The following is a 22419-nucleotide window of genomic DNA, read 5'->3' as shown; positions in this document are numbered from 1 at the left end:
CGCCGCAACAGGACATGAAGTCCGTCAATTCATTAGAAATTAAAGCCATAGCATCATGTATTTTTTCATTTTAGCGTTATTTTTTGTTGCCATCACCAGTCCCGCTTTCGCCGCAGACATGCGTTATCCCGCCGGTGAAGAGCCGCTGGAGCTGCCTGCGCACAGCGCGCTCAACGCCCAACTGTCGCGATCCGCGCAAAACCAGGAAGATAAAAAGCTCGGCGCCATGTCGCTGTACCTGACGCTGATGCGCGAAGACGGCCGCAACGTCTGGGCGCCCTACCAACTGGCGGTGTCGTCGGCGGAGAAAGGGCAAACCGAGCTGGCGGAGCGTTACCTGCAGCTGAGCGCCGACCGCGGCCTGTGGTACTACTACAACCTGCTGGAGGACGACGCCTTCAACAGCATCCAACACTCCGCCACTTACCAATCCATTTTGGCCGCCACCAAAGCGCGCTATCTGCAGCACGCACGCCAGTATGAAGGCAAAGCCAGCTACGCGGTGCCGGACGGCGAAGCGCCGCCCGCAGGTTGGCCAACGGTGATCTTCCTGCATACCTACGGCAAAGCCGCCGCCATCAGCCCCGAGGAGCGGCTGCTGTTCGGCGAAATGGGCGTGGCCTACATCGAGATCAACGGCACGCAGATGCTGTCGGAAAACAGCTTCCGCTGGTCAAATTACAGCGACGAGAGCACCCAAACCGCCCTGCAGCGCACGGTGCAACAGCTGGCCCCGCAGCTAAAGCTGAATCCCCAACGGATTTACCTCAGCGCCCGCGGCCAGGGCGCGCTGCACGCCGCTAACCTGCTCGCGAAATACCCGCAGTTTTACGCCGGTGCGCTGCTGATCGCCCCCCACGGCGAAATCAAACCCGCCCAGCAGTCGCTGGCGGCGCAAAAGAAAATCGTGATGGCGTATTACGATCGGCAAAACTTCAGCGAACAGGCGCTGGCGCTACATTTCGCCAATCTGTTCGGGGAGGAGAATCAGGTGCAGACGCTGCACTTCGCCCAGGGAGAGGATGCCGCCGGCAGCTGGCAGGCGCGCTTCAGGCGGCCATTGCAGTGGGTGTTGGATCAAGCGCCGGATGCGACGCCGGGCGTCTAGGGATTCAGGGCCGACCACAGTCGGCCCTTTAGCGATCAATGGCCGTCGACGAAGACGATCTTCAGCACGAACAGCAGCGCCACGACCACCACGCACGGACTGATTTCACGCCAGCGGCCGGTACCCAGCTTCATCACGCAGTAGGAGATAAAGCCGAGCGCGATGCCCTCGGTGATCGAGAAGCTGAACGGCATCATCACCGCAGTAACAAACGCCGGAACCGCTTCGGTCAGATCGTCCCACTTCACCCGCGCCAGGCTGGAGGTCATCAGCACGCCGACGTAGATCAGCGCGCCGGCGGCGGCGTAAGCCGGCACCATGCCCGCCAGCGGCGACAGGAAGATCACCAGCAGGAACAGCAGGCCGGTGACCACCGCCGTCAAACCGGTGCGGCCGCCGACGGCGACGCCGGACGAGCTTTCGATGTAAGCGGTCACGGAAGAAGTGCCCGCCAGCGAACCAGCCACTGAGCTGATGCTGTCTACGTACAGGGCCTGCTTCATGCGCGGGAACTTGCCCTGGTTATCGGTCAGGCCGGCTTTATCGGTGACGCCGATCAGCGTACCGGAGGAGTCGAACAGGTTCACCAGCATAAACGAGAAGATGACCCCGGCCAGCCCGATGTTCAGCGCGCCGGCCACGTCGACCTGGCCCACCACCGAGGTAATGCTCGGCGGCAGCGAGAACAGGCCGCCGTATTTCACGTCGCCCAGCATCCAACCGATCAGGGTAGTGACCACGATCGACACCAGCACTGCCGCGTGGAAGTTACGCGAAGAAAGCACGGCGATGATGAAGAAGCCGAGCGCCCCCAGCAGCACGTTGTGCGAGGTCAGGCTACCGATGGTCACCAGGGTATCCGGGTTGGCCACTACGATGCCGGCGTTTTTCAGCCCCATCATGCCGATGAACAGGCCGATGCCGCTGGTGATGCCGACCCGCAGGCTGACCGGAATATTGGCGATCATCCAATAGCGAATGCGGAAAATGGTCAGCAGCAGCAGGCCGACAGCTCCCCAGAAGATGGCGCCCATGCCCACCTGCCAGGAGATGCCCATCGCCCCGACCACCACGAAGGCGAAGAAGGCGTTCAAGCCCATCGCCGGCGCCAGCGCCACCGGCAGGTTCGCCAGCAGCCCCATGAAGATGCTGCCGAAGGCGGCGATCAAACAGGTGGTGACAAATACCGCCTGGGTATCCATGCCCGCCGCGCCCAAAATTTGCGGGTTAACGAACACGATATACACCATGGTGAGGAAGGTGGTGATACCGGCAATCGTTTCCGTACGCGCCGTCGTGCCATGTTGCTTGAGTTTAAACACGCGCCCAAGCAAGCCTTGCTCAGCGTCAAGGCCAGATACTGGTTTGGTCATTATCAGAATTCCGAAAATGGGAATGGACAGTCGCCGGCTATCCTATAACAAAAAGTGGGGCTTTTGACGCCGAACACCGGTTTTTTTCGCCGTCTTTACGGCTAAACGTGTCAACGGCTTGTATTTACAGACATTCATCCCCTGACCGCCCATTGCGTTGCCGTTTGTCGGCACGGCCGATAAAATGGCCTATCGCCCCTCTTTCCTCATCCGTTAAGAAACAGGAACCCGCATGTCTTCGACCTTTATCGATAAGCTCGCGTTGATCGCGCTGAAAGATGACAAAGTGGCGCTGGTGCGCTCACACAATAAGACGCTGTTTTATATGCCTGGTGGAAAGCGCGAAGCGGGTGAAACCGACGAACAGGCGCTGTGCCGCGAAATCGACGAAGAGCTGACCGTCGCGCTGCAGCCGAACTCCATCGCGTTTTACGGCGAGTTCTCCGGCCCGGCAGACGGCAAGCAGGACGGCACCCAGGTGCGCATTCGCTGCTACCAGGCCGGCTTTACCGGGCAGCTGCAGCCGGCCGCCGAAATCGCCGAACTGAGATGGTGCGACAGCCGCGATCTGCCGCATTGCTCACATGTCGCCGCGCTGATTTTGCACGATCTCAAGGCGCGTAACCTGATCAAGTGATCGCTGAGCACCGCCAGCGGCGCTAACCCGAAGGAACCTGTCCCGCATGAATCAGATTGACTGCATTTTGTTCGACTGCGACGGCACGCTGGTGGACAGCGAAGTGCTGTGCAGCAAAGCCTACGTGCACATGTTCGCCCACTACGGCATTCATCTGTCGCTGGAAGAGGTGTTCAAGAAATACAAAGGGGTGAAACTGTACGAGATCATCGATCGGGTCAACGCCGAGCAGGGCACCGATCTGGCAAAAGAGACGCTGGAACCGCTGTATCGGCAGGAAGTGGCGCGGCTGTTCGACAGCGAGCTGCAGCAGATCGCCGGCGCCCGCGAGTTGCTGGCGCAGGTGACGGTGCCAATCTGCACCGTCTCCAATGGGCCGGTCAGCAAGATGCAGCACTCGCTCGGCCTGACCGGCATGCTGCCCTATTTTGATGACCGGTTGTTCAGCGGCTATGACATTCAGCGCTGGAAGCCGGATCCGGCGATCGTGTTTCACGCCGCCGAACAGATGCAGGTGCCGGTGACGCGCTGTCTCCTGGTAGACGACTCGCCCGCCGGCGCGCAGGCCGGGATCGCCGCCGGCATTCCGGTATTTTACTTCTGCGCCGATCCGCATAACCCGCCGATCGACCACCCGCTGGTGACGACGTTCGACGATTTGGCTCAGCTGCCCGCGCTGTGGCGTGAACGCGGCTGGCGGCTGACGGCCGATTAACTGGCCGGCAACGGCGGTTTGTTGCGCCACCAGCGCCAGGACCGCTTCAGCGCGCGGGTTTGTGCGCCGAAGCGGCGGTTGACCGCGTTGGCCAGCAGGTCGAGCGCCAGGCAGAACACAAAATAGACCAGCGCCACGAACAGGAACACTTCCATCGGGTAGACCATGCTGCGGTTGTTGACCTGAGTCGCCAGGAAGGTCAGTTCGCCAACGCCGACGATATAAGCCAGCGAGGTGTCTTTGATCAGGGAGATCCACTGGTTGATGAACGACGGCACCATCATGCGCAGCGCCTGCGGCAGCACGATCATGCGCAGCGTCTGCCAGCGGGTCAGCCCCAGAGAGAGCCCGGCCTGCCACTGGCCGGGGCCGATGGCGGCGATGCCGGCTTTCACCGCGTGGGCCAAATAGGCTGAGGCGATCAGCGCCAGCGCGCACACCACGGTGGTGATTTCCGGGATCTCGACGCCAAACACCATCGGCAGCAGGAAATAGGTCCAGAAGATCAGCATGATGACCGGAATAGCGCGGAAAAAGCCCAGCAGCGCCGCCAGCAGCCCGGCGGCCACGCCGCGCGACATCGCCAGCGCCACGCCGAGTAAGGTACCGAGCACCGCCGAGGCTACGCCGGCCATCAGACTGATCGCCAACGTCAGCGCTGCGCCACCCAGCGGCCCGTCCGGCCAGGTGCCCCACAGCAGATAGCCCAGGTTATCGTGAATCACGCTGAAATCCATCTCAATGTCCTCCCAGCGGTTTACGCTGTTGGCGCCACATGCCCCAGCCTTCCAGCAGCGCGATAATGGCGATATACAGCACCGTCGCCACGCCAAACGCCTGGAAGGTGCGCAACGTTTCGGTTTCGACCTGACGCGAAGCGTAAGAGAGTTCGGCAACGCCGATCGCCATGGTCAGCGACGAGTTTTTGATTACGTTCATGTATTGGCCCAGCAGCGGCGGCAGCGCGATTTTCAGCGCCTGCGGCAGCACCACGTAGCGCATCGCCTGCCAACCGGTCAGCCCCAGCGCCTGAGCGGCATATTTCTGCCCGCCGGCGACGCCGCGAATGCCGGAACGGATCTCTTCGGCGATAAAGGCGGTGGAATAGAGCGTCAGGCCGAAGAAACCGGCGAGAAACTCGAACGACGGCCACTCAAGCGGGCCGACCTGATGGGTGCTGTTCAGCCACTGCATGGCGGCGGAAGGCAGGATCTGCCCGGCGGCGAAGTAGCAGAAGAACAGCTGCACCAGCAGCGGCGTATTGCGAAACAGCGAGCTGTAGCCCATCGCCAGCCAGCGCAACGGCCGCAGGCTGCTGTCGCGCATCGCCGCCAGCACAAAGCCCAGCAACGTGGCCGCCAGGCCCGCGCAGGCGGAAAGCCACAGCGTCAGCAGAAAACCGTGCCACAGCCAGCTCAGATATTGCGGCGCCAGCAGCCAGTCCAGGTTCATGTTCAATCCTTGTCTTGCAGAATGCATCAGGGGCGCAGCAAGCTGCGCCCCTCCGTACCGATCTCACCGCGCGCGGTTACATCAGGCTTTCGGTTGCTGATCCAAAGGCGCGATTTTGAAATCGCCGCGCGGCTGGGCGGATTGGGTTTCCGGCCCGAACCAGCGATCGTAAATCTTAACCGCTTCACCGTCTTTTTCCAGCTTGATCAACGTCTCGTTCACCGCGGCGGTCAGGCGATCTTCGCCTTTGGGAATGCCGACACCCTGATACTCTTTGGTCAGGCTGAACGGCGAAATCTCAAACTCGGCCTTCTGCGCCGCCGGCAGATTGCCGAGCAGGCCAACCAGCTTGGCGTCGTCCTGAGTGATCGCCTGTACGTTGCCATTGCGCAGCGCCACGAAAGCCAGCGGGGTGTCATCGTAGGAGATCACTTTCGCCGTCGGGAAACGCTCGCGCAGGGTGATTTCCTGTACCGTGCCCTTGTCCGCGCCGATGCGCAGCTTCTTGATGTCTTCCGGCGTTTTCAGCACGCCTTTGCGAGCGATGAATTTCTGGCCGGTGGCGAAATACGGCACGCTGAAGTTCACTTCCTTGGCGCGCTCGTCGGTAATGGTGAAGTTGGCGGCGATCAGGTCAACCTTCTTCGACACCAGCAGCGGAATGCGGTTAGCCGGGTTGGTGGCGCGCAGCTCCACTTTCACGCCCAGCGCTTTGCCGATCGCGTCGGCGACATCCACATCGTAACCCACCAGCTTCTTGCTCTGCGGATCGATGTAGCCGAACGGCGGGTTGCTGTCGAACACCGCGATGCGCACCACGCCGGCTTGCTTGATATCGTCAAGTTTGTCCGCGTGCGCGGCGCCGGCGGCGAGGCCGGTCAGACTGGCTAACAACGTTAAGGCCAAAGCGCGATGTTTCATAGAGAGCTCCTAAGTGGTTGATGTCCTGCTGGCGGATAAGCTAGCAAGCGCCACATAGGTCAGGAAATAATATAAAAAGCTATATTTATAACCTTTTTATCTTTACGCGCTGAAGATGGAATAAAGGCGCGGGAAACCGCGCCTTCGAAGGATATTACCCGGAAAGGGTTAGTCGTCCTTTTCGTCTTTACCGCCTGGAGACAGCAGCTTTTCCAAGGCGTCGCCGCCCAGATGACGGAAATCCTGCCCTTTGACGAAATAGAAGATAAATTCGCAGATGTTCTGGCAGCGGTCGCCGATGCGCTCGATAGAACGGGCGCAGAACAACGCGGTCAGCACGCTCGGAATGGTGCGCGAGTCTTCCATCATGTAGGTCATCAGCTGACGCACGATGCCTTCGTATTCCTGGTCGACCTTTTTATCTTCGCGGTAAATACGGATCGCCTCGTCCAGATCCATGCGCGCAAAGGCGTCCAGCACGTCGTGCAGCATCTGCACGGTGTGGCGCCCCAGCGACTCCAGGCTCACCAGCAGCGGCTGGTGCTGGTGCGAGAACTTCTCCAGCGCAGTGCGGCAGATTTTGTCCGCCACGTCGCCGATGCGTTCCAGCTCGGAAATGGTTTTGATGATCGCCATGACCAGGCGCAGATCGCTGGCGGTCGGCTGGCGTTTGGCGATGATGCGCACGCAGGCTTCGTCGATCGCCACTTCCATCATGTTGACCTTGGCGTCGCCTTCGATCACGCGCTTGGCCAGCTCGCCATCCTGATTGTGCATCGCGGTGATGGCGTCGGTCAGCTGCTGCTCCACCAGCCCGCCCATGGTCAGCACCTGGGTGCGGATATGCTCAAGCTCTGCGTTGAACTGGCCGGAAATATGTTTGTTTAAATTCAGGTTATCCATGATGCTTCCTATCAACCATAACGGCCAGTGATGTAGTCTTCAGTCTGCTTTTTCTGCGGCGCAGTGAACAGGTTATCAGTATCACTGAACTCGATCAGCTCGCCCAGGTACATAAATGCGGTAGAGTCGGAGCAACGCGCCGCCTGCTGCATGTTGTGCGTCACGATCACCACGGTGTAGTCGGCCTTCAGCTCGCTGATCAGCTCTTCAATCTTGCCGGTGGAGATCGGATCCAGCGCCGAGCAAGGCTCATCCAGCAACAACACTTCCGGACGAATGGCGATGCCGCGGGCGATGCACAGACGCTGCTGCTGGCCGCCGGAGAGGCTGTAGCCGCTCTGGTGCAGCTTGTCTTTGGTTTCGTTCCACAGCGCCGCTTTGGTCAGCGCCCACTGTACGCGCTCGTCCATATCGGCGCGCGACAGCTTTTCAAACAGGCGAACGCCGAAGGCGATGTTGTCGTAAATCGACATCGGGAACGGCGTCGGCTTCTGGAACACCATGCCGACCTTGGCGCGCAGCAGCGCGATATCCGAGTTGTCGGTCAGGATGTTCTGGCCATCCAGCAGGATGCCGCCTTCCGCACGCTGTTCCGGGTACAGCTGGTACATCTTGTTGAAGGTACGCAGCAGGGTGGATTTGCCGCAGCCGGACGGGCCGATAAACGCGGTGACCTTGTTCTTGGCAATATCCAGCGTGATGTTCTTCAGCGCATGGAATTTGCCATAGTAGAAGTTCAGATCGCGTACCTGAATTTTGCTGCTGGAAGCGTCAGTAACCATACTCATCAAGACTTCTCTCTTTTCATCAGCGCCGCCAAAGCGGCGCTCAAAATTTTATGAATGCTTTTTCTTGGCGAAAATCACGCGCGCCAGGATATTCAGTAACAGTACGCACAGGGTGATCAACAGTACCCCGGCCCAGGCCAGCTGTTGCCATTCGGCGAACGGGCTCATGGCGAATTTGAAGATGGTCACCGGCAGGTTGGCGATCGGCTGCATCAGGTCGGTGCTCCAGAACTGGTTCGACAGCGAGGTGAACAGCAGCGGCGCCGTTTCCCCCGCGATGCGCGCAATCGCCAGCAGCACGCCGGTGATGATGCCGGACACCGACGCCTTCAGCGTGATGGCGGAAATCATGCGCCATTTCGGCGTGCCCAGAGCGTAGGCGGCCTCGCGCAGCGTATCCGGTACCAGCTTCAGCATGTTCTCGGTGGTGCGAATGACGATCGGCACCTGCAGCAGCGCCAGCGCCACGATGCCGGCCCAGCCGGAGAAGTGTTCCATCTTCGCCACCACGATGGTGTAAACGAACAGGCCCACCACGATCGACGGTGCGGACAGCAGAATGTCGTTGATAAAGCGGATCACTTCCGCCAGCCAGGATTTGCGGCCGTATTCCGCCAGATAGATGCCGGCCATGATGCCGAGCGGCGTACCGAAGATGGTCGCCCACAGGATCAGCAGGCCGCTGCCGGCGATGGCGTTGGCCAGGCCGCCGCCCGCGGTGTTCGGTGGCGGGGTCATCTCGGTGAACAGCGCCAGCGACATGCCGTCGAAGCCTTTGGTGACGGTGGCAATCAGGATCCAGATCAGCCAGAACAACCCGAACGCCATAGTCGCCATCGACAAGAACAGCGCGAGGCGGTTTTTCTGCCGGCGCCAGGCCTGCATTTTGCGGCGGCTTTCCGCCAGCACGACTGCGTTTTGCATATCCATCGTCGCCATGTTAACGCCCCTCATTCTTGGCCAGACGCATGATCATCAGTTTCGACAGCGCCAGCACGATAAAGGTGATAACAAACAGAATCAGGCCCAGCTCCATCAACGCGGCGGTGTGCACGCCGGACTCGGCTTCGGCGAATTCGTTGGCCAGCGCCGAGGTGATGCTGTTGCCCGGCATATACAGCGAAGCGCTGTCGAGCTGGTAGGTGTTGCCGATGATAAAAGTCACCGCCATGGTTTCCCCCAGCGCGCGGCCCAGGCCCAGCATCACGCCGCCGATAACGCCGTTTTTGGTGAACGGCAGCACGATGCGCCAGATGACTTCCCAGGTGGTGCAGCCGATGCCGTAGGCCGACTCTTTCATCATCACCGGGGTCTGTTCGAACACGTCGCGCATCACCGCGGCGATGTAAGGAATGATCATGATAGCCAGGATCACCCCGGCGGCCAGGATGCCGATGCCGAAGGCCGGGCCGGAGAACAGCTCGCCGACGATCGGAATGCCCGACAGCACTTCGCCCACCGGCGTCTGGAAATATTCGGCGAACAGCGGGGCGAACACGAACAGGCCCCACATGCCGTAGACGATGCTCGGAATGGCCGCCAACAGCTCAATGGCGATGCCCAGCGGCCGCTTCAACCAGTTCGGCGCCAGTTCGGTCAGGAACAGCGCGATGCCGAAACTGACCGGTACGGCGATGATCAGCGCGATAAGCGAGGTGACCACGGTGCCGTAGATCGGCACCAGCGCGCCGAACTGCTCCGCCGGCGCATCCCACTCTTTGGTCCACAGGAAAGCGAAGCCGAATTTCTGCATGCTTGGCCAGGAGGCGAAGATCAGCGAAACGATGATGCCGCCCAGCAACAATAGGGTAATCAGCGCAGCCAGTCTCACCAGCGCGCTGAAAATGATGTCACCGTTTTTGCCCGGTGCTTTGATGGTCGGCTTGTACTCAGCCATAGATTACTCTCTGTTTGAACCCTGGCAGCTCCAACCTGGATTGGAGCCTGAAGAACTTGTGGGGCGCGGCGAACCCGCGCCCCTGCGTTGTTAGTACAGCGCTTTACCTGAACTGTCTTTTACGTTGGTTTTCCAGGCTGCACGCACCTGCTCAACCACTTCTTTCGGCAGGGTGGCGTAATCCAGCTCGTTAGCCTGTTTGCCGCCGGTTTTGTAGGCCCAGTCGAAGAACTTCAGCACTTCGGCACCCTGAGCAGGGTTTTTCTGCTCTTTGTGCACCAGAATGAAGGTGGTGGAGGTGATTGGCCACACGTTGTCGCCTTTCTGATCGGTCAGATCCTGAGCGAAGGTTTTGCTCCAATCCGCGCCTTTGGCGGCGTTGCTGAAGCTCTCTTCGGTCGGGCTGACCGGTTTGCCGTCGGCGGAAATCAGCTTGGTGTAAGCCAGGTTGTTCTGCTTGGCGTACGCGTATTCTACATAGCCGATAGAGCCAGGCAGACGCTGAACGAAGGCGGCGATGCCGTCGTTGCCTTTGCCGCCCAGACCGGTCGGCCAGTTAACGGTAGAACCGGCACCAATCTTCTCTTTCCACTGCGCGTTGGCCTTGGACAGGTAGCTGGTGAACACGAACGAGGTGCCGGAACCGTCGGCGCGGCGCACCACGGCGATGTTCTGGTCAGGCAGTTTCACGCCAGGGTTCAGCTTGGTGATAGCCGGATCGTTCCATTTTTTGACGTTGCCCAGGTAGATATCACCCAGGGTTTTACCGTCCAGAGTCAGTTCGCCGGATTTGATGCCCGGGATATTCACGGCCAGCACCACGCCGCCGATCACGGTCGGGAACTGGAACAGGCCATCGGCCGCCAGCTTGTCGTCAGACAGCGGGGCGTCGGAGGCGCCAAAGTCAACGGTGTTGGCCACGATTTGCTTCACGCCGCCAGAGGAGCCGATGCCCTGATAGTTAACTTTATTGCCGGTTTCTTTCTGATAAGAATCTGCCCACTTGGCGTAAACCGGAGCGGGGAATGTCGCACCTGCACCGGTCAGGCTGGCAGCAGCGAACGCGGACACGGCGGTCAGGGAGAAGGTCGCTGCCACAATACTGGCGACGGTGGTACGCATCAGTTTCATAATCCCTCCTAATGGGATATTTAAAATCGACTTCGAGTCGTTTTAATCAGAGTAAGTATTGCTGCAGGAGGGAAAATAGGACAGTTTGGTGACAGAAAAATGTACGCAATATGACAGTTATATTACAGTCTGTCTGAATGGTGTTTGTTTATTTATAAATCAATTCGTTAGATTAAAAACAGCGCAATTGCCAAACAATAAAAAAACCGTTTTGGCGCGACCTATCCGCTTGAATATGACAACCTTTATCGCCGAATCAACCTCGCCGTCATCTTTTACGTCGCTCATGAAAAAAGCCGGCGCGAAGGCCGGCTTTTGCAGTTTACCTGCGGCAAATTACTCTACGGTGACAGACTTCGCCAGGTTGCGCGGCTGGTCAACGTCGGTGCCTTTGATCAGCGCCACGTGGTAAGACAGCAGCTGCAACGGCACGGTGTAGAAGATAGGCGCCACGATTTCCTCGACGTGCGGCAGAGGAATGATGGTCATGCCTTCGCTGCTGACGAAACCGGCGTCCTGATCGGCGAACACGTACAGCTGACCGCCGCGCGCGCGCACTTCTTCAATGTTGGACTTCAGCTTTTCCAGCAGTTCGTTGTTCGGCGCCACGACGATCACCGGCATATCGGCATCGATCAGCGCCAGTGGGCCGTGTTTCAACTCGCCCGCCGCATAAGCTTCGGCATGAATATAGGAGATCTCTTTCAGCTTCAGCGCCCCTTCCATGGCGATCGGATACTGATCGCCGCGGCCGAGGAACAGCGCATGGTGCTTGTCGGAGAAACCTTCCGCCAGCGCTTCGATCTGTTTATCCATCGACAGCATTTGCTCGATACGCGCCGGCAGCGCCTGCAGGCCGTGCACGATCTCTTGCTCCACGCTTTCCGCCATGCCTTTCAGGCGGCCCAGGCGCGCCACCAGCATCAACAGCACGGTAAGCTGAGTGGTGAAGGCTTTGGTCGAGGCGACGCCAATTTCCGTACCGGCTTTGGTCATCAGCGCCAGATCGGATTCGCGCACCAGCGAAGAGCCGGCAACGTTACAAACGGCCAGCGAACCGAGATAACCCAGCTCTTTGGACAGACGCAGCGCCGCCAGGGTGTCGGCGGTTTCGCCGGACTGCGACAGGGTGATGATCAGGCTGCCCGGACGCACCGCCGATTTGCGGTAACGGAATTCGGACGCGATCTCGACGTCGCACGGCACGCCGGCCAGCGCTTCGAACCAGTAACGCGCCACCATGCCGGAGTGGTAAGACGTCCCGCAGGCGATGATCTGCACGTGCTGCACCTTGGCCAGCAACTCGTCGGCGTGTGGGCCCAGCTCGCTCAGGTTGATTTGGCCATGGCTGAAGCGCCCTTCCAGGGTGTTTTTCAGCGCCAGCGGCTGTTCGTAGATCTCTTTTTGCATGTAGTGGCGGTAAGCGCCTTTGTCGCCGGCGTCATACTGCACCTGGGATTCGATCTCAGGGCGCTCGATGGCGTTGCCCTGCTTGTCGAAGATGTTGACGGTGCGGCGAGTCACTTCCACCACGTCGCCCTCTTCCAGGAAGATGAAGCGGCGAGTCACCGGCAGCAGCGCCAGCTGATCGGAAGCAATGAAGTTTTCCCCGACGCCGCGGCCGATAACCAGCGGGCTGCCGGAGCGCGCAGCGACCAGCACGCTCGGATCGCGGCTGTCCATCACCACGGTGCCGTAGGCGCCACGCAGCTGCGGGATCACGCGCTGAACCACTTCCAGCAGCGTACCGCCCTGCAGCTGTTCCCAGTGCACCAAATGGGCGATCACTTCGGTATCGGTTTCAGAACTGAAGCGGTAACCGCGTTCGATCAGCAGTTCGCGCAGCGGTTCGTGGTTTTCGATGATGCCGTTATGCACCACGGTAATGTAGTCGGAAACATGCGGGTGCGCGTTCGCTTCGGTCGGTTCACCGTGCGTTGCCCAACGGGTGTGAGCGATGCCGGTACCGCCGTGCAGATCGGTCTGCTCCGCCGCTTCGGCCAGTTTTTGCACCTTGCCTACGCGACGCAGGCGACTGACGTTGCCTTGCTCATCAACCACCGCCAGACCGGCGGAGTCGTAACCGCGGTACTCGAGACGACGTAAACCTTCCAACAGAATTTCTGCGATATCACGTTGCGCTACTGCGCCTACAATTCCACACATTCAGTTATATTCCTAATGAACGCCCTTCATGGGCGTTTTCGATGCCTTGACCTGATTTTTGCCGGTTTTTACCGTGCAGCCCCGAGCCTGTAGATGGTGGGGATTATTATGTTTTGTATTGGGCTCGTGAACGGAGCCCAACGCAAAACACACTATGACTTCTTCTTCACCGGACGTTGCCAGCCCTGAATGTGCACCTGCTTGACGCGGCTCAGCACCAGTTCGTTCTCGGCGATATCGCGCGTCACCGTGGTGCCGGCGGCGATGGTGGAGCCTTTGCCGACCGACACCGGCGCCACCAGCTGAGTATCGGAACCGACGAACACGCCGTCGCCGATCAGCGTCTTGTGCTTGTTGGCACCATCGTAGTTGCAGGTGATGGTGCCGGCGCCGATATTCACGTCATCGCCAATTTCAGCATCGCCCAGGTAGCTGAGGTGACCGGCCTTGGAGCCTTTGCCCAGGCGCGCCTTCTTCATTTCCACGAAGTTGCCGACGTGAGCACCTGCCGCCAGCTCCGCGCCAGGGCGCAGGCGGGCGAACGGCCCCACGGTGCACTCGGCTGCCAACACGCTGTCTTCCAGCACGCTGTAAGGGCTGATCTCGCAGTCATCACCGATCACACAGTTTTTCAGCACGCAGCCGGCGCCGATTTTCACCCGGTCGCCCAGCTTGACGCGGCCTTCGATAATCACGTTCGCATCAATAGTGATGTCGCGACCGTGAACAAGTTCCCCGCGCAGATCGAAACGCGCCGGATCCAGCAGCATCACACCGGCCAACAGCAGTTTTTCAGACTGTTCCGACTGGAATACACGCTCCAGGCTCGCCAGCTGCAGGCGGTTGTTCACGCCTTCCACTTCGCTCAGACGCGACGGGTGCACGGCTTCGATTTTCTTGCCGTCGGCATGGGCCAACGCAATGATATCGGTAATGTAAAACTCGCCCTGGGCGTTGTCGTTATTCAACATTCCCAGCCAGCGCTTCAGATCTCGACCATTCGCCACCAGGATGCCGGTATTGATCTCGTTGATTTGACGCTGCGCTTCGCTGGCATCTTTATGCTCGACGATGCCCACCACGTCGCCGTTCTCGCGAACGATGCGGCCATAGCCGCTCGGGTCATCCAGCTTGACCGTCAGCAGGCCGATGCCGCCCTGCGGCTTGGCCGCCAACAGGCGTTGCAGCGTATCGACGGAGATCAACGGCACGTCGCCGTACAGCATCAGCACGTCTTCATCGTCGGCAAAATGTGGCGCGGCCTGCTGCATTGCATGACCGGTCCCCAGTTGCTCCGCCTGCAGTACCCAGTTCAGCGCGCCGTCAGTCAACGTGCTTTTCAACAGATCGCCGCCGTGGCCGTATACCAGGTGAACATGTTGCGCACCCAGCTTCATCGCGGCGTCAATGACGTGCTGCACCATCGGCTTGCCGGCCAACGGGTGCAACACTTTGGGAAGATCGGAATACATGCGCGTACCCTTGCCTGCGGCGAGGATAACCACGCTCATTGCGCTGTTCGACATAAGCAACCTGATAACTCCATTTTGATAGACGAAAGTAAAACCGTTTAGCGACGATATTACTACATATTTCTCTGCACGAACCCGGCGCAGGCCGCGTGGGCCTTGGCCTGCCGCTATCGCGGCCAATTCGGCGTCGGGGCGAAAAAATTGTCGGCGATCGGCGACGTTTCTTTCCCGATATCAGGGGTTATACACCACTCTGCACGCCGGGCTGAAATGCTTATTTTAAAGTAAAAAAAAAGCGACCCTATAGGCCGCTTTCTTAAAGTTGGGTGCTATGCACCCAAACATTACATCGCTTTTCTGGTGAGCTCGATAACGCGCAGTTTTGCGATCGCTTTCGCCAGTTCAGCGGATGCCTGAGCATAGTCGACATCGCCATGAGAGCTGCGAATGTGTTCTTCAGCTTTACGCTTAGCTTCCAACGCTCTCGCTTCGTCGAGGTCAGTACCACGGATAGCAGTGTCCGCCAGCACGGTAACCACGCTCGGCTGCACCTCGAGGATGCCGCCGGACAGGTAGATGAACTCTTCTTCACCGTGCTGCTTAACAATACGCACCATGCCAGGCTTGATGGCAGTCAGCAGCGGCGCATGGCCAGGGAAGATCCCCAGTTCACCTTCGCTGCCTGTCACCTGGATCTTCTGCACCAGGCCGGAAAACATCTGTTTTTCCGCGCTGACTACATCCAGATGGTAAGTCATAGCCATATCACCCTCCTCTCAAGGCGTTACAGTTTCTTGGCTTTTTCCACTGCTTCTTCAATGGTGCCAACCATGTAGAACGCCTGCTCCGGCAGGTGGTCATAGTCGCCGTCCATAATGCCTTTGAAACCACGGATGGTGTCTTTCAGCGATACGAACTTGCCCGGAGAACCGGTGAAGACTTCTGCCACGAAGAACGGCTGAGACAGGAAGCGTTGGATCTTACGCGCACGGGATACGACCAGTTTGTCTTCTTCAGACAGCTCGTCCATACCCAGGATCGCGATGATATCTTTCAGTTCCTGGTAGCGTTGCAGAATGGACTGCACGCCACGCGCTACGTCGTAGTGCTCCTGGCCAACTACCAGCGGATCCAGCTGACGGCTGGTGGAATCCAGCGGGTCAACGGCCGGGTAGATACCCAGAGAAGCGATGTTACGGCTCAGTACCACGGTTGCGTCCAAGTGCGCAAAGGTGGTGGCTGGAGACGGGTCAGTCAAGTCATCCGCAGGAACGTAAACGGCCTGTACGGAAGTGATCGAACCGGTCTTGGTCGAGGTGATACGTTCTTGCAGAACGCCCATCTCTTCCGCCAGCGTTGGCTGATAACCTACCGCGGATGGCATACGGCCCAGAAGTGCGGACACTTCGGTACCAGCCAGGGTGTAACGGTAGATGTTGTCAACGAACAGCAGAACGTCGCGGCCTTCGTCACGGAATTTCTCCGCCATGGTCAGACCGGTCAGCGCAACGCGCAGACGGTTACCTGGTGGCTCGTTCATCTGGCCGTAAACCAGGGATACTTTGTCCAGAACGTTGGAGTCGGTCATTTCGTGGTAGAAGTCGTTACCCTCACGAGTACGCTCGCCCACGCCCGCAAACACGGAATAACCGGAGTGCTCGATCGCGATGTTACGGATCAGCTCCATCATGTTTACGGTTTTACCTACGCCCGCACCGCCGAACAGACCGACTTTACCGCCCTTGGCGAATGGACAAATCAGGTCCATTACCTTGATACCGGTTTCCAGCAGTTCTTGGGAGCTGGACAGCTCTTCGTAGCTTGGTGCCGCGCGGTGAATCGCCCAACGCTCTTCTTCGCCGATGTCGCCTTTCATGTCGATCGGTTGACCCAATACGTTCATGATACGGCCCAGGGTCGCTTTACCCACCGGCACTTCAATCGGGTGGTCCAGGTTGTTCACTTTCAGACCGCGACGCAGACCGTCGGAGGTCCCCATTGCGATACAGCGAACCACGCCACCGCCCAGCTGTTGCTGAACTTCCAACACCAGTTTTTCGGTGCCGTTTTCTACCTCAAGGGCATCGTACACTTTTGGTACGGCATCCTGAGGGAACTCGACGTCCACCACGGCGCCGATTACCTGGATAATCTTTCCAGTAGCCATCTTGAATCCTCTACGTAATTCGTAAACCTAGCTTAAACCGCGGAGGCTCCCGAAACGATCTCGGTGAGTTCCTGAGTGATGCTGGCCTGACGCGCCTTGTTGTATACCAACTGCAGCTCTTTGATCAGGCTACCGCCGTTATCGGTTGCGGCTTTCATCGCGACCATTCGTGCGGCCTGCTCGCTGGCCAGGTTTTCCACGACGCCCTGATAAACCTGCGACTCCACATAGCGGCGCAGCAAGGTATCAAGCAGCACTTTTGGATCGGGTTCATACAGGTAATCCCAAGGCGTTTTCTTCAGCTCTTCGTCATCGGCTGGCGGTAACGGCAGCAGCTGAAGCACCTGCGGCTCTTGGGACATCGTATTAACAAATTTGTTGCTGACAATGTACAGCTTGTCCAAACGACCTTCGTCGTAGGCCTGCAGCATCACTTTCACCGGCCCGATCAGATCCGACAGGGAAGGTTTGTCCCCCATGCCGGTCACCTGGGCAACTACGTTGCCGCCCACGGAACCAAAGAAAGAGGCCGCTTTAGAGCCAATCAGCGCCAAATCGGTTTCGACGCCTTTTTCGGACCAGGCTTTCATCTCCGCCAGCAGCTTTTTGAACAGGTTGATGTTCAAGCCGCCGCAGAGACCACGGTCAGTAGACACCACCAGATACCCGACGCGCTTAACGTCACGCTCATCCAGGTACGGGTGCTTGTACTCCAGATTCCCTAACGCAAGGTGACCAATCACTTTGCGCATGGTCTCTGCATAAGGACGGCTGGCCGCCATGCGATCCTGCGATTTACGCATTTTGGAGGCGGCGACCATTTCCATCGCTTTAGTGATCTTTTGCGTGTTTTGCACGCTAGCGATCTTACTACGTATCTCTTTTGCGCCGGCCATCTCTGCTTCTCCTCAGTGCCAGACGGCCTGCTGTCTTTCAACAGCAGGACCGTTCGGCGTTACCAGGACTGGGTTTTCTTGAAGGTCTCGAGGATGTCTTTCAACTTGCCCTCGATCTCATCATTGAAGTTGCCAGTTTGGTTGATGTGGTTCAGCAGCTCGGCGTGCTCGCGGTCCGCATAGGCAACCAGCGCGGCTTCGAAGCTCACCACTTTGGCGACTTCGACGTCGTTCAGGTAACCGCGTTCTGCGGCAAACAGCACCAGAGACTGTTGTGCGACCGACATCGGCGCATACTGTTTCTGTTTCAGCAGCTCGGTCACTTTCTGACCGTGGCTCAGCTGTTTGCGGGTCGCGTCGTCCAGATCGGATGCGAACTGGGAGAACGCAGCCAGTTCACGATACTGCGCCAGCGCGGTACGGATACCGCCGGACAGTTTCTTCATGATCTTGGTCTGCGCGGCGCCACCAACACGGGATACGGAGATACCCGGGTTAACTGCCGGACGAATACCGGAGTTGAACAGGTTGGATTCCAGGAAGATCTGACCATCGGTAATCGAGATTACGTTGGTCGGAACGAACGCGGAAACGTCACCCGCCTGGGTTTCAATGATCGGCAGAGCGGTCAGTGAACCGGTTTGGCCTTTAACTTCACCTTTGGTGAAGGCTTCAACGTATTCGGCGTTAACGCGCGCTGCACGCTCCAGCAAACGGGAGTGCAGGTAGAATACGTCGCCTGGGTAAGCTTCACGACCTGGCGGACGACGAAGCAGCAGGGAAATCTGGCGGTAAGCAACGGCCTGTTTGGACAGGTCATCGTACACGATCAGCGCATCTTCACCGCGGTCACGGAAGTATTCGCCCATTGCGCAACCGGCGTATGGCGCCAGGTATTGCAGTGCAGCAGACTCGGAAGCGGTCGCCACTACCACGATGGTGTTGGCCAGTGCGCCGTGCTCTTCCAGTTTGCGCACCACGTTAGCGATGGTGGAAGCTTTCTGGCCGATAGCCACGTAAACGCATTTGATGCCGGAGTCGCGTTGGTTGATGATCGCATCGATCGCCAGCGCGGTTTTACCGGTCTGACGGTCACCGATCACCAGCTCACGCTGGCCACGGCCGATTGGAATCATGGCGTCAACGGATTTGTAGCCAGTCTGAACCGGCTGATCAACGGACTGACGCTCGATAACGCCTGGCGCGATAGCTTCTACCGGAGAGAAACCGTCGTTCTCAATCGGGCCTTTGCCGTCGATTGGTGCGCCCAGGGTGTTAACTACGCGGCCCAGCAGACCACGACCGACTGGAACTTCCAGGATACGGCCGGTGCATTTCACCTTCATGCCTTCGGCCAGATCCGCGTACGGACCCATGACCACGGCACCGACGGAGTCGCGCTCCAGGTTCAATGCGATTGCGTAACGGTTGCCAGGCAGCGCGATCATTTCGCCCTGCATAACTTCGGCCAGGCCGTGTACGCGGATGATCCCGTCGCTGACGGAAACGATAGTACCTTCATTGTGAGCTTCGCTCACTACATTGAACTGAGCAATGCGCTGCTTGATCAGTTCGCTGATTTCGGTGGAATTCAGTTGCATGCTCCAGTCCCCTTAAGACTGCAAGACGTCTGTCAGGCGTTCAAGACGACCGCGAACGCTGCCATCAATCACCATATCGCCGGCGCGAACAACGATGCCGGCCAGTACAGACTTGTCAATTTTGCAATTCAGCTTAACTTTGCGTGACAGACGTTTTTCCATCGCAGCGGCGATTTTCGCCTGCTGTTCGTCGCTCAGCGCGCTCGCAGAGAGCACTTCGACTTCGACGGTGGATTCCAGCGAGGCGCGCAGTTCGATGAACTGCTGCAGCACGGCAGGAAGAACCAGTAAACGTCCATTTTCGGCCATTACACGGATAAAGTTCTGGCCATGTTCGTCGAGCCGATCGCCACAAACCGCGATGAACGTCTTGGACAGCGTTTCTGGCGCAACCGCGCCAGACAGCAGTTCAGAAATCTGTTCATTGCGAGTGACTTCAGCCGCAAACGCCAGCATGTCCTGCCAGCGCTCTACGCTTTGGTGCTCAACGGCAAAGTCAAAAGCTGCTTTGGCGTAGGGGCGAGCTACAGTTACAAATTCAGACATCAGCCCCTCCCTCCTTACAGTTCAGCGACCAGTTTATCAACGATGTCGCTGTTAGCAGCTTCATCCACGGAACGTTCGATGATCTTCTCGGCGCCGGCAATTGCCAGCATCGCGACTTGCTTACGCAACTCTTCACGAGCGCGCTTACGTTCGGCTTCGATCTCAGCCTGAGCCTGCGCCACGATTTTGTTACGTTCCTGCTCGGCTTCGGCTTTCGCTTCATCCATGATCTGAGCTTTGCGTTTGTTCGCTTGCTCGATGATCACCTGAGCTTCTGCTTTAGCAGTTTTCAGCTGGTCGGTCGCATTGGCTTGCGCTAAGTCCAGATCTTTTTTGGCACGCTCTGCAGAAGCGAGGCCGTCAGCGATTTCTTTCTGACGTTTCTCGATGGCAGCCATGATCGGCGGCCATACGTACTTCATGCAGAACCAGACAAACAGAACGAACGCGATGGCCTGGCCGAGGATTGTTGCGTTAAGATTCACAGCACAATGCCTCTTTAAAAGTTAATAGTTTGGTTACGTCGTAGAGGGTTGCTCTACTTACGCGACGGCGAACATCACGTACAGACCCAGACCTACAGCGATCATCGGGATGGCGTCGACCAGACCCATAACGATAAAGAACTGTGTACGCAGCAGAGGAATCAGGTCAGGCTGACGAGCAGCGCCTTCCAAGAATTTACCACCCAGGATGCCGATACCGATCGCAGCACCGATTGCCGCTAAACCCATCATCACAGCGGCAGCCATGTACAGCAGATCCATACTCAGGTTTTCCATGACAGTCTCCAGTTTGTTTCAGTTTAAAAGTGCAAGTGTTTTAAGAAAATCAGTGCTCTTCAGACGCCATCGACAGATAGACGATCGTCAGAACCATGAAAATAAAGGCTTGAAGCGTAATGATCAGGATGTGGAAGATAGCCCAAGGCAAGCTCAGGACCCACTGTGACCACCACGGCAACAGGCCGGCAATCAGGATGAAGATCAACTCACCCGCATACATGTTGCCGAACAGTCGCAGACCCAGTGAAACAGGTTTGGACAGCAGGCTGACACCTTCAAGAATCAGGTTGATAGGAATGAATACAGGGTGGTTGAACGGCTGCATGGTCAACTCTTTAACGAACCCGCCAACGCCTTTCATTTTGATGCTATAGAACAGAATCAGGATAAACACGCCCAGCGCCATAGACAGCGTGACGTTCACGTCGGCGGTAGGCACTACGCGCAGCGCAGGCAGACCGAGAACGTGAGTGCCGAGATAAGGCAGGAAGTCTACCGGAATCAGGTCCATCAGGTTCATCAGGAACACCCAGACGAACACGGTCAGTGCCAGCGGCGCAATCACCTTGCTCTTGCCGTGGTACATGTCGCGCACGCTGCTGTCGACGAAACCGACCACCAGCTCCACGGCGGTTTGCAGTTTACCCGGCACGCCGCTGGTGGCGTTTTTGGCCACTTTGCGGAAGATCACCAGGAAGAGCGCCCCGAGGACGACGGAGAAAAACATCGAGTCGAGGTTAATCGACCAAAACCCAGTCCCGACCTGAAGCTGCGTCAGGTGGTGACCGATATACTCCTGTGGAGTCAAGACTTCTCCTGCAGACATGATGCCTCTTACCCTTATTTAGTTAAGTTCGGTAACTGTTAATCACGGCCGGTGCCACTATCTGCACCACTAACACCGCTAAATAGGTCAGGCCAAGCGGTATAAACTCCGCCTTGAACACCCCCAGCGCCACGATCAGCAAAACGATGGTGATCACGACCTTTAGCCCCTCGCCGATGGCGAACGACCAGGCAACCCTACCGGGCGCCGGCGTTTGCGCCTGATGGCGCAAGGCAAACAGCATAAACATTGCACTCGGCAACCAGGCGGCAAGACCGCCCGCCAGCGCCGAAGCGCTCCATTCCGGGCTTTTCAGCCAGAAAGCAACGCTGATCAGAACAAAAGTCATTAACTGCAAAAACAGCAGTTTGCGTGCGACTTTCCCGCTGTATAGGGACACAGACATGACGTTTGTTCTCTCCGTACCCCAGGGGGGGTATGCTGAGTGACGTATACAACTGTTTTTGCTGTCCTGAGTCAAGCAGCAAAAAACGAGCAAATTATACGGGGCATACCAACGAATTCAATCGATAAGTAGCGAAAAGGTGAACAATTATTTAAATTTCCCTATTCCAGCCTATTTTCACAAGAAAACGGTCGGAATAATAGGGCGCATTTAATTGTCTGATTATTCCAGCGTTGCGTTTAGAAACGCGAAGCCGATCACAGTAATGTCCCTTCCTGATTTATAGCCGATGGTCAATCAAACAGTCTTTAGCAATTTGAGCGATCAAAAGATTATATAAATCAAAACATTATCAGTTAACTGTTCAAAAACAATCCGTATACCCGATGAAAACCTTTTATTGACAAGCAGCGGGGCAATATTCCAACAGCCAATTAACATTAGCAGCAAAGGCAAATCTTTCGCACATGATTGCTAACGTGACTATTTCCAAATGTAATTACTCTATTGTCGCTAATTAGCCGCGTTTTTTGTGTTAATAGAAAGTAAATTAACTAAAAAAAGCGACCAACTAATTAGCCTGCTTACCTTTACACACCGTACTACCGTTAATTCACGCTTGTTTGATC

At 57.6% G+C, this 22419-nt stretch carries 23 protein-coding genes; 3 read left to right on the top strand and 20 right to left on the bottom strand.

The genetic code is table 11. From position 1 onward, the window contains the following. The first annotated feature begins 55 nt into the window (after positions 1 to 55). Positions 56 to 1108, top strand: a complete 1053-nt coding sequence (locus tag ACRAWE_RS20895; protein WP_063918281.1) for a hypothetical protein — start codon at positions 56 to 58, stop codon at positions 1106 to 1108. A gap of 35 nt (positions 1109 to 1143) precedes the next feature. Here ACRAWE_RS20895 and ACRAWE_RS20890 read toward each other — a convergent pair whose 3' ends face one another. Then, positions 1144 to 2481 (bottom strand): NCS2 family permease, encoded by a 1338-nt coding sequence (locus ACRAWE_RS20890; RefSeq protein WP_004933851.1) that lies wholly within the window; start codon positions 2479 to 2481, stop codon positions 1144 to 1146. A 232-nt stretch (positions 2482 to 2713) separates the two neighbouring features. Here ACRAWE_RS20890 and ACRAWE_RS20885 point away from each other — a divergent pair, with 232 nt between their 5' ends. Then, the gene (locus tag ACRAWE_RS20885; protein WP_019455486.1) at positions 2714 to 3118 is read left to right on the top strand and encodes an NUDIX hydrolase; all 405 of its coding nucleotides are present in this window, start codon (positions 2714 to 2716) and stop codon (positions 3116 to 3118) included. Between the two features lie 46 nt (positions 3119 to 3164). After that, the gene (gene yieH, locus ACRAWE_RS20880) at positions 3165 to 3833 is read left to right on the top strand and encodes a 6-phosphogluconate phosphatase (RefSeq protein WP_019455485.1); all 669 of its coding nucleotides are present in this window, start codon (positions 3165 to 3167) and stop codon (positions 3831 to 3833) included. On the opposite strand, the gene ACRAWE_RS20875 is transcribed toward yieH, so the two are convergent. From ACRAWE_RS20875 to atpI, 19 genes are all read right to left on the bottom strand, one after another. Next, positions 3830 to 4570 carry an amino acid ABC transporter permease gene (locus ACRAWE_RS20875; protein ID WP_019455484.1) on the bottom strand — a complete coding sequence of 247 codons (741 nt, stop codon included), beginning with the start codon at positions 4568 to 4570 and terminating at the stop codon, positions 3830 to 3832. The genes yieH and ACRAWE_RS20875 overlap by 4 nt on opposite strands. 1 nt (position 4571) lies before the next feature. Next, positions 4572 to 5285, bottom strand: coding sequence for an amino acid ABC transporter permease (locus ACRAWE_RS20870; RefSeq protein WP_432525836.1), 714 nt, complete (start codon positions 5283 to 5285; stop codon positions 4572 to 4574). Positions 5286 to 5366: 81 nt separating this feature from the next. Beyond that, positions 5367 to 6206: an ABC transporter substrate-binding protein gene (locus ACRAWE_RS20865; protein ID WP_019455482.1), complete on the bottom strand. Its 840-nt coding sequence runs from the start codon at positions 6204 to 6206 to the stop codon at positions 5367 to 5369. 168 nt (positions 6207 to 6374) lie between these two features. After that, on the bottom strand, positions 6375 to 7109 hold the full coding sequence (phoU, locus tag ACRAWE_RS20860) for a phosphate signaling complex protein PhoU (RefSeq protein ID WP_004933833.1): 735 nt from the start codon (positions 7107 to 7109) through the stop codon (positions 6375 to 6377). Positions 7110 to 7120: 11 nt separating this feature from the next. Continuing rightward, entirely contained in the window at positions 7121 to 7891 is a 771-nt protein-coding gene (pstB, locus tag ACRAWE_RS20855) for a phosphate ABC transporter ATP-binding protein PstB (RefSeq protein WP_016929614.1), read from the bottom strand. 54 nt (positions 7892 to 7945) lie between these two features. Then, positions 7946 to 8836 (bottom strand): phosphate ABC transporter permease PstA, encoded by an 891-nt coding sequence (pstA, locus tag ACRAWE_RS20850; protein ID WP_019455481.1) that lies wholly within the window; start codon positions 8834 to 8836, stop codon positions 7946 to 7948. A 1-nt stretch (position 8837) separates the two neighbouring features. Next, positions 8838 to 9794, bottom strand: a complete 957-nt coding sequence (gene pstC / locus ACRAWE_RS20845; RefSeq protein WP_004933822.1) for a phosphate ABC transporter permease PstC — start codon at positions 9792 to 9794, stop codon at positions 8838 to 8840. A gap of 90 nt (positions 9795 to 9884) precedes the next feature. Further along, a complete protein-coding gene (pstS, locus tag ACRAWE_RS20840) occupies positions 9885 to 10925 on the bottom strand; it encodes a phosphate ABC transporter substrate-binding protein PstS (RefSeq protein WP_063918282.1) in 1041 nt (346 codons plus the stop codon). Between the two features lie 336 nt (positions 10926 to 11261). Next, positions 11262 to 13091 carry a glutamine--fructose-6-phosphate transaminase (isomerizing) gene (glmS, locus tag ACRAWE_RS20835; RefSeq protein ID WP_432525835.1) on the bottom strand — a complete coding sequence of 610 codons (1830 nt, stop codon included), beginning with the start codon at positions 13089 to 13091 and terminating at the stop codon, positions 11262 to 11264. Between the two features lie 152 nt (positions 13092 to 13243). Beyond that, positions 13244 to 14617 (bottom strand): bifunctional UDP-N-acetylglucosamine diphosphorylase/glucosamine-1-phosphate N-acetyltransferase GlmU, encoded by a 1374-nt coding sequence (gene glmU, locus ACRAWE_RS20830; RefSeq protein WP_432525834.1) that lies wholly within the window; start codon positions 14615 to 14617, stop codon positions 13244 to 13246. 290 nt (positions 14618 to 14907) lie between these two features. Continuing rightward, complete coding sequence (locus tag ACRAWE_RS20825; RefSeq protein WP_004933814.1) at positions 14908 to 15327, bottom strand: F0F1 ATP synthase subunit epsilon; 420 nt, start codon at positions 15325 to 15327, stop codon at positions 14908 to 14910. Between the two features lie 20 nt (positions 15328 to 15347). Continuing rightward, positions 15348 to 16730: a F0F1 ATP synthase subunit beta gene (gene atpD / locus ACRAWE_RS20820; RefSeq protein WP_004933813.1), complete on the bottom strand. Its 1383-nt coding sequence runs from the start codon at positions 16728 to 16730 to the stop codon at positions 15348 to 15350. A 32-nt stretch (positions 16731 to 16762) separates the two neighbouring features. Further along, positions 16763 to 17626, bottom strand: a complete 864-nt coding sequence (gene atpG, locus ACRAWE_RS20815; protein WP_004933811.1) for a F0F1 ATP synthase subunit gamma — start codon at positions 17624 to 17626, stop codon at positions 16763 to 16765. Between the two features lie 59 nt (positions 17627 to 17685). Continuing rightward, a complete protein-coding gene (gene atpA / locus ACRAWE_RS20810; protein WP_004933808.1) occupies positions 17686 to 19227 on the bottom strand; it encodes a F0F1 ATP synthase subunit alpha in 1542 nt (513 codons plus the stop codon). 12 nt (positions 19228 to 19239) lie between these two features. Continuing rightward, complete coding sequence (gene atpH / locus ACRAWE_RS20805; protein ID WP_025160298.1) at positions 19240 to 19773, bottom strand: F0F1 ATP synthase subunit delta; 534 nt, start codon at positions 19771 to 19773, stop codon at positions 19240 to 19242. 14 nt (positions 19774 to 19787) lie between these two features. After that, on the bottom strand, positions 19788 to 20258 hold the full coding sequence (gene atpF, locus ACRAWE_RS20800) for a F0F1 ATP synthase subunit B (RefSeq protein WP_004933804.1): 471 nt from the start codon (positions 20256 to 20258) through the stop codon (positions 19788 to 19790). A 57-nt stretch (positions 20259 to 20315) separates the two neighbouring features. Further along, positions 20316 to 20555, bottom strand: a complete 240-nt coding sequence (atpE, locus tag ACRAWE_RS20795) for a F0F1 ATP synthase subunit C (RefSeq protein WP_004093904.1) — start codon at positions 20553 to 20555, stop codon at positions 20316 to 20318. A 49-nt stretch (positions 20556 to 20604) separates the two neighbouring features. Beyond that, positions 20605 to 21384, bottom strand: a complete 780-nt coding sequence (atpB, locus tag ACRAWE_RS20790) for a F0F1 ATP synthase subunit A (protein ID WP_025160299.1) — start codon at positions 21382 to 21384, stop codon at positions 20605 to 20607. A gap of 22 nt (positions 21385 to 21406) precedes the next feature. Then, positions 21407 to 21790, bottom strand: a complete 384-nt coding sequence (atpI, locus tag ACRAWE_RS20785) for a F0F1 ATP synthase subunit I (protein ID WP_004933796.1) — start codon at positions 21788 to 21790, stop codon at positions 21407 to 21409. Between the last annotated feature and the right edge of the window lie 629 nt (positions 21791 to 22419).

It is taken from the genome of Serratia sp. BFP-2025 (assembly GCF_050880365.1).
Classification (GTDB): domain Bacteria; phylum Pseudomonadota; class Gammaproteobacteria; order Enterobacterales; family Enterobacteriaceae; genus Serratia; species Serratia surfactantfaciens.
This window is presented reverse-complemented; position numbering and strand designations above follow the sequence as displayed.

Bases quoted from the DNA above. Each gene is read 5' to 3' on its own strand.
- ACRAWE_RS20885 (WP_019455486.1), top strand. From the start codon at position 2,714: ATGTCTTCGACCTTTATCGATAAGCTCGCGTTGATCGCGCTGAAAGAT.
- glmU (WP_432525834.1), bottom strand. From the start codon at position 14,617: ATGTCGAACAGCGCAATGAGCGTGGTTATCCTCGCCGCAGGCAAGGGT.
- phoU (WP_004933833.1), bottom strand. From the start codon at position 7,109: ATGGATAACCTGAATTTAAACAAACATATTTCCGGCCAGTTCAACGCA.
- pstS (WP_063918282.1), bottom strand. From the start codon at position 10,925: ATGAAACTGATGCGTACCACCGTCGCCAGTATTGTGGCAGCGACCTTC.
- pstA (WP_019455481.1), bottom strand. From the start codon at position 8,836: ATGGCGACGATGGATATGCAAAACGCAGTCGTGCTGGCGGAAAGCCGC.
- atpB (WP_025160299.1), bottom strand. From the start codon at position 21,384: ATGTCTGCAGGAGAAGTCTTGACTCCACAGGAGTATATCGGTCACCAC.
- atpG (WP_004933811.1), bottom strand. From the start codon at position 17,626: ATGGCCGGCGCAAAAGAGATACGTAGTAAGATCGCTAGCGTGCAAAAC.
- atpE (WP_004093904.1), bottom strand. From the start codon at position 20,555: ATGGAAAACCTGAGTATGGATCTGCTGTACATGGCTGCCGCTGTGATG.
- atpD (WP_004933813.1), bottom strand. From the start codon at position 16,730: ATGGCTACTGGAAAGATTATCCAGGTAATCGGCGCCGTGGTGGACGTC.
- yieH (WP_019455485.1), top strand. From the start codon at position 3,165: ATGAATCAGATTGACTGCATTTTGTTCGACTGCGACGGCACGCTGGTG.
- atpA (WP_004933808.1), bottom strand. From the start codon at position 19,227: ATGCAACTGAATTCCACCGAAATCAGCGAACTGATCAAGCAGCGCATT.
- pstC (WP_004933822.1), bottom strand. From the start codon at position 9,794: ATGGCTGAGTACAAGCCGACCATCAAAGCACCGGGCAAAAACGGTGAC.
- atpI (WP_004933796.1), bottom strand. From the start codon at position 21,790: ATGTCTGTGTCCCTATACAGCGGGAAAGTCGCACGCAAACTGCTGTTT.
- ACRAWE_RS20825 (WP_004933814.1), bottom strand. From the start codon at position 15,327: ATGGCTATGACTTACCATCTGGATGTAGTCAGCGCGGAAAAACAGATG.
- glmS (WP_432525835.1), bottom strand. From the start codon at position 13,091: ATGTGTGGAATTGTAGGCGCAGTAGCGCAACGTGATATCGCAGAAATT.
- ACRAWE_RS20875 (WP_019455484.1), bottom strand. From the start codon at position 4,570: ATGGATTTCAGCGTGATTCACGATAACCTGGGCTATCTGCTGTGGGGC.
- pstB (WP_016929614.1), bottom strand. From the start codon at position 7,891: ATGGTTACTGACGCTTCCAGCAGCAAAATTCAGGTACGCGATCTGAAC.
- atpH (WP_025160298.1), bottom strand. From the start codon at position 19,773: ATGTCTGAATTTGTAACTGTAGCTCGCCCCTACGCCAAAGCAGCTTTT.
- ACRAWE_RS20895 (WP_063918281.1), top strand. From the start codon at position 56: ATGTATTTTTTCATTTTAGCGTTATTTTTTGTTGCCATCACCAGTCCC.
- ACRAWE_RS20870 (WP_432525836.1), bottom strand. From the start codon at position 5,285: ATGAACCTGGACTGGCTGCTGGCGCCGCAATATCTGAGCTGGCTGTGG.
- ACRAWE_RS20865 (WP_019455482.1), bottom strand. From the start codon at position 6,206: ATGAAACATCGCGCTTTGGCCTTAACGTTGTTAGCCAGTCTGACCGGC.
- ACRAWE_RS20890 (WP_004933851.1), bottom strand. From the start codon at position 2,481: ATGACCAAACCAGTATCTGGCCTTGACGCTGAGCAAGGCTTGCTTGGG.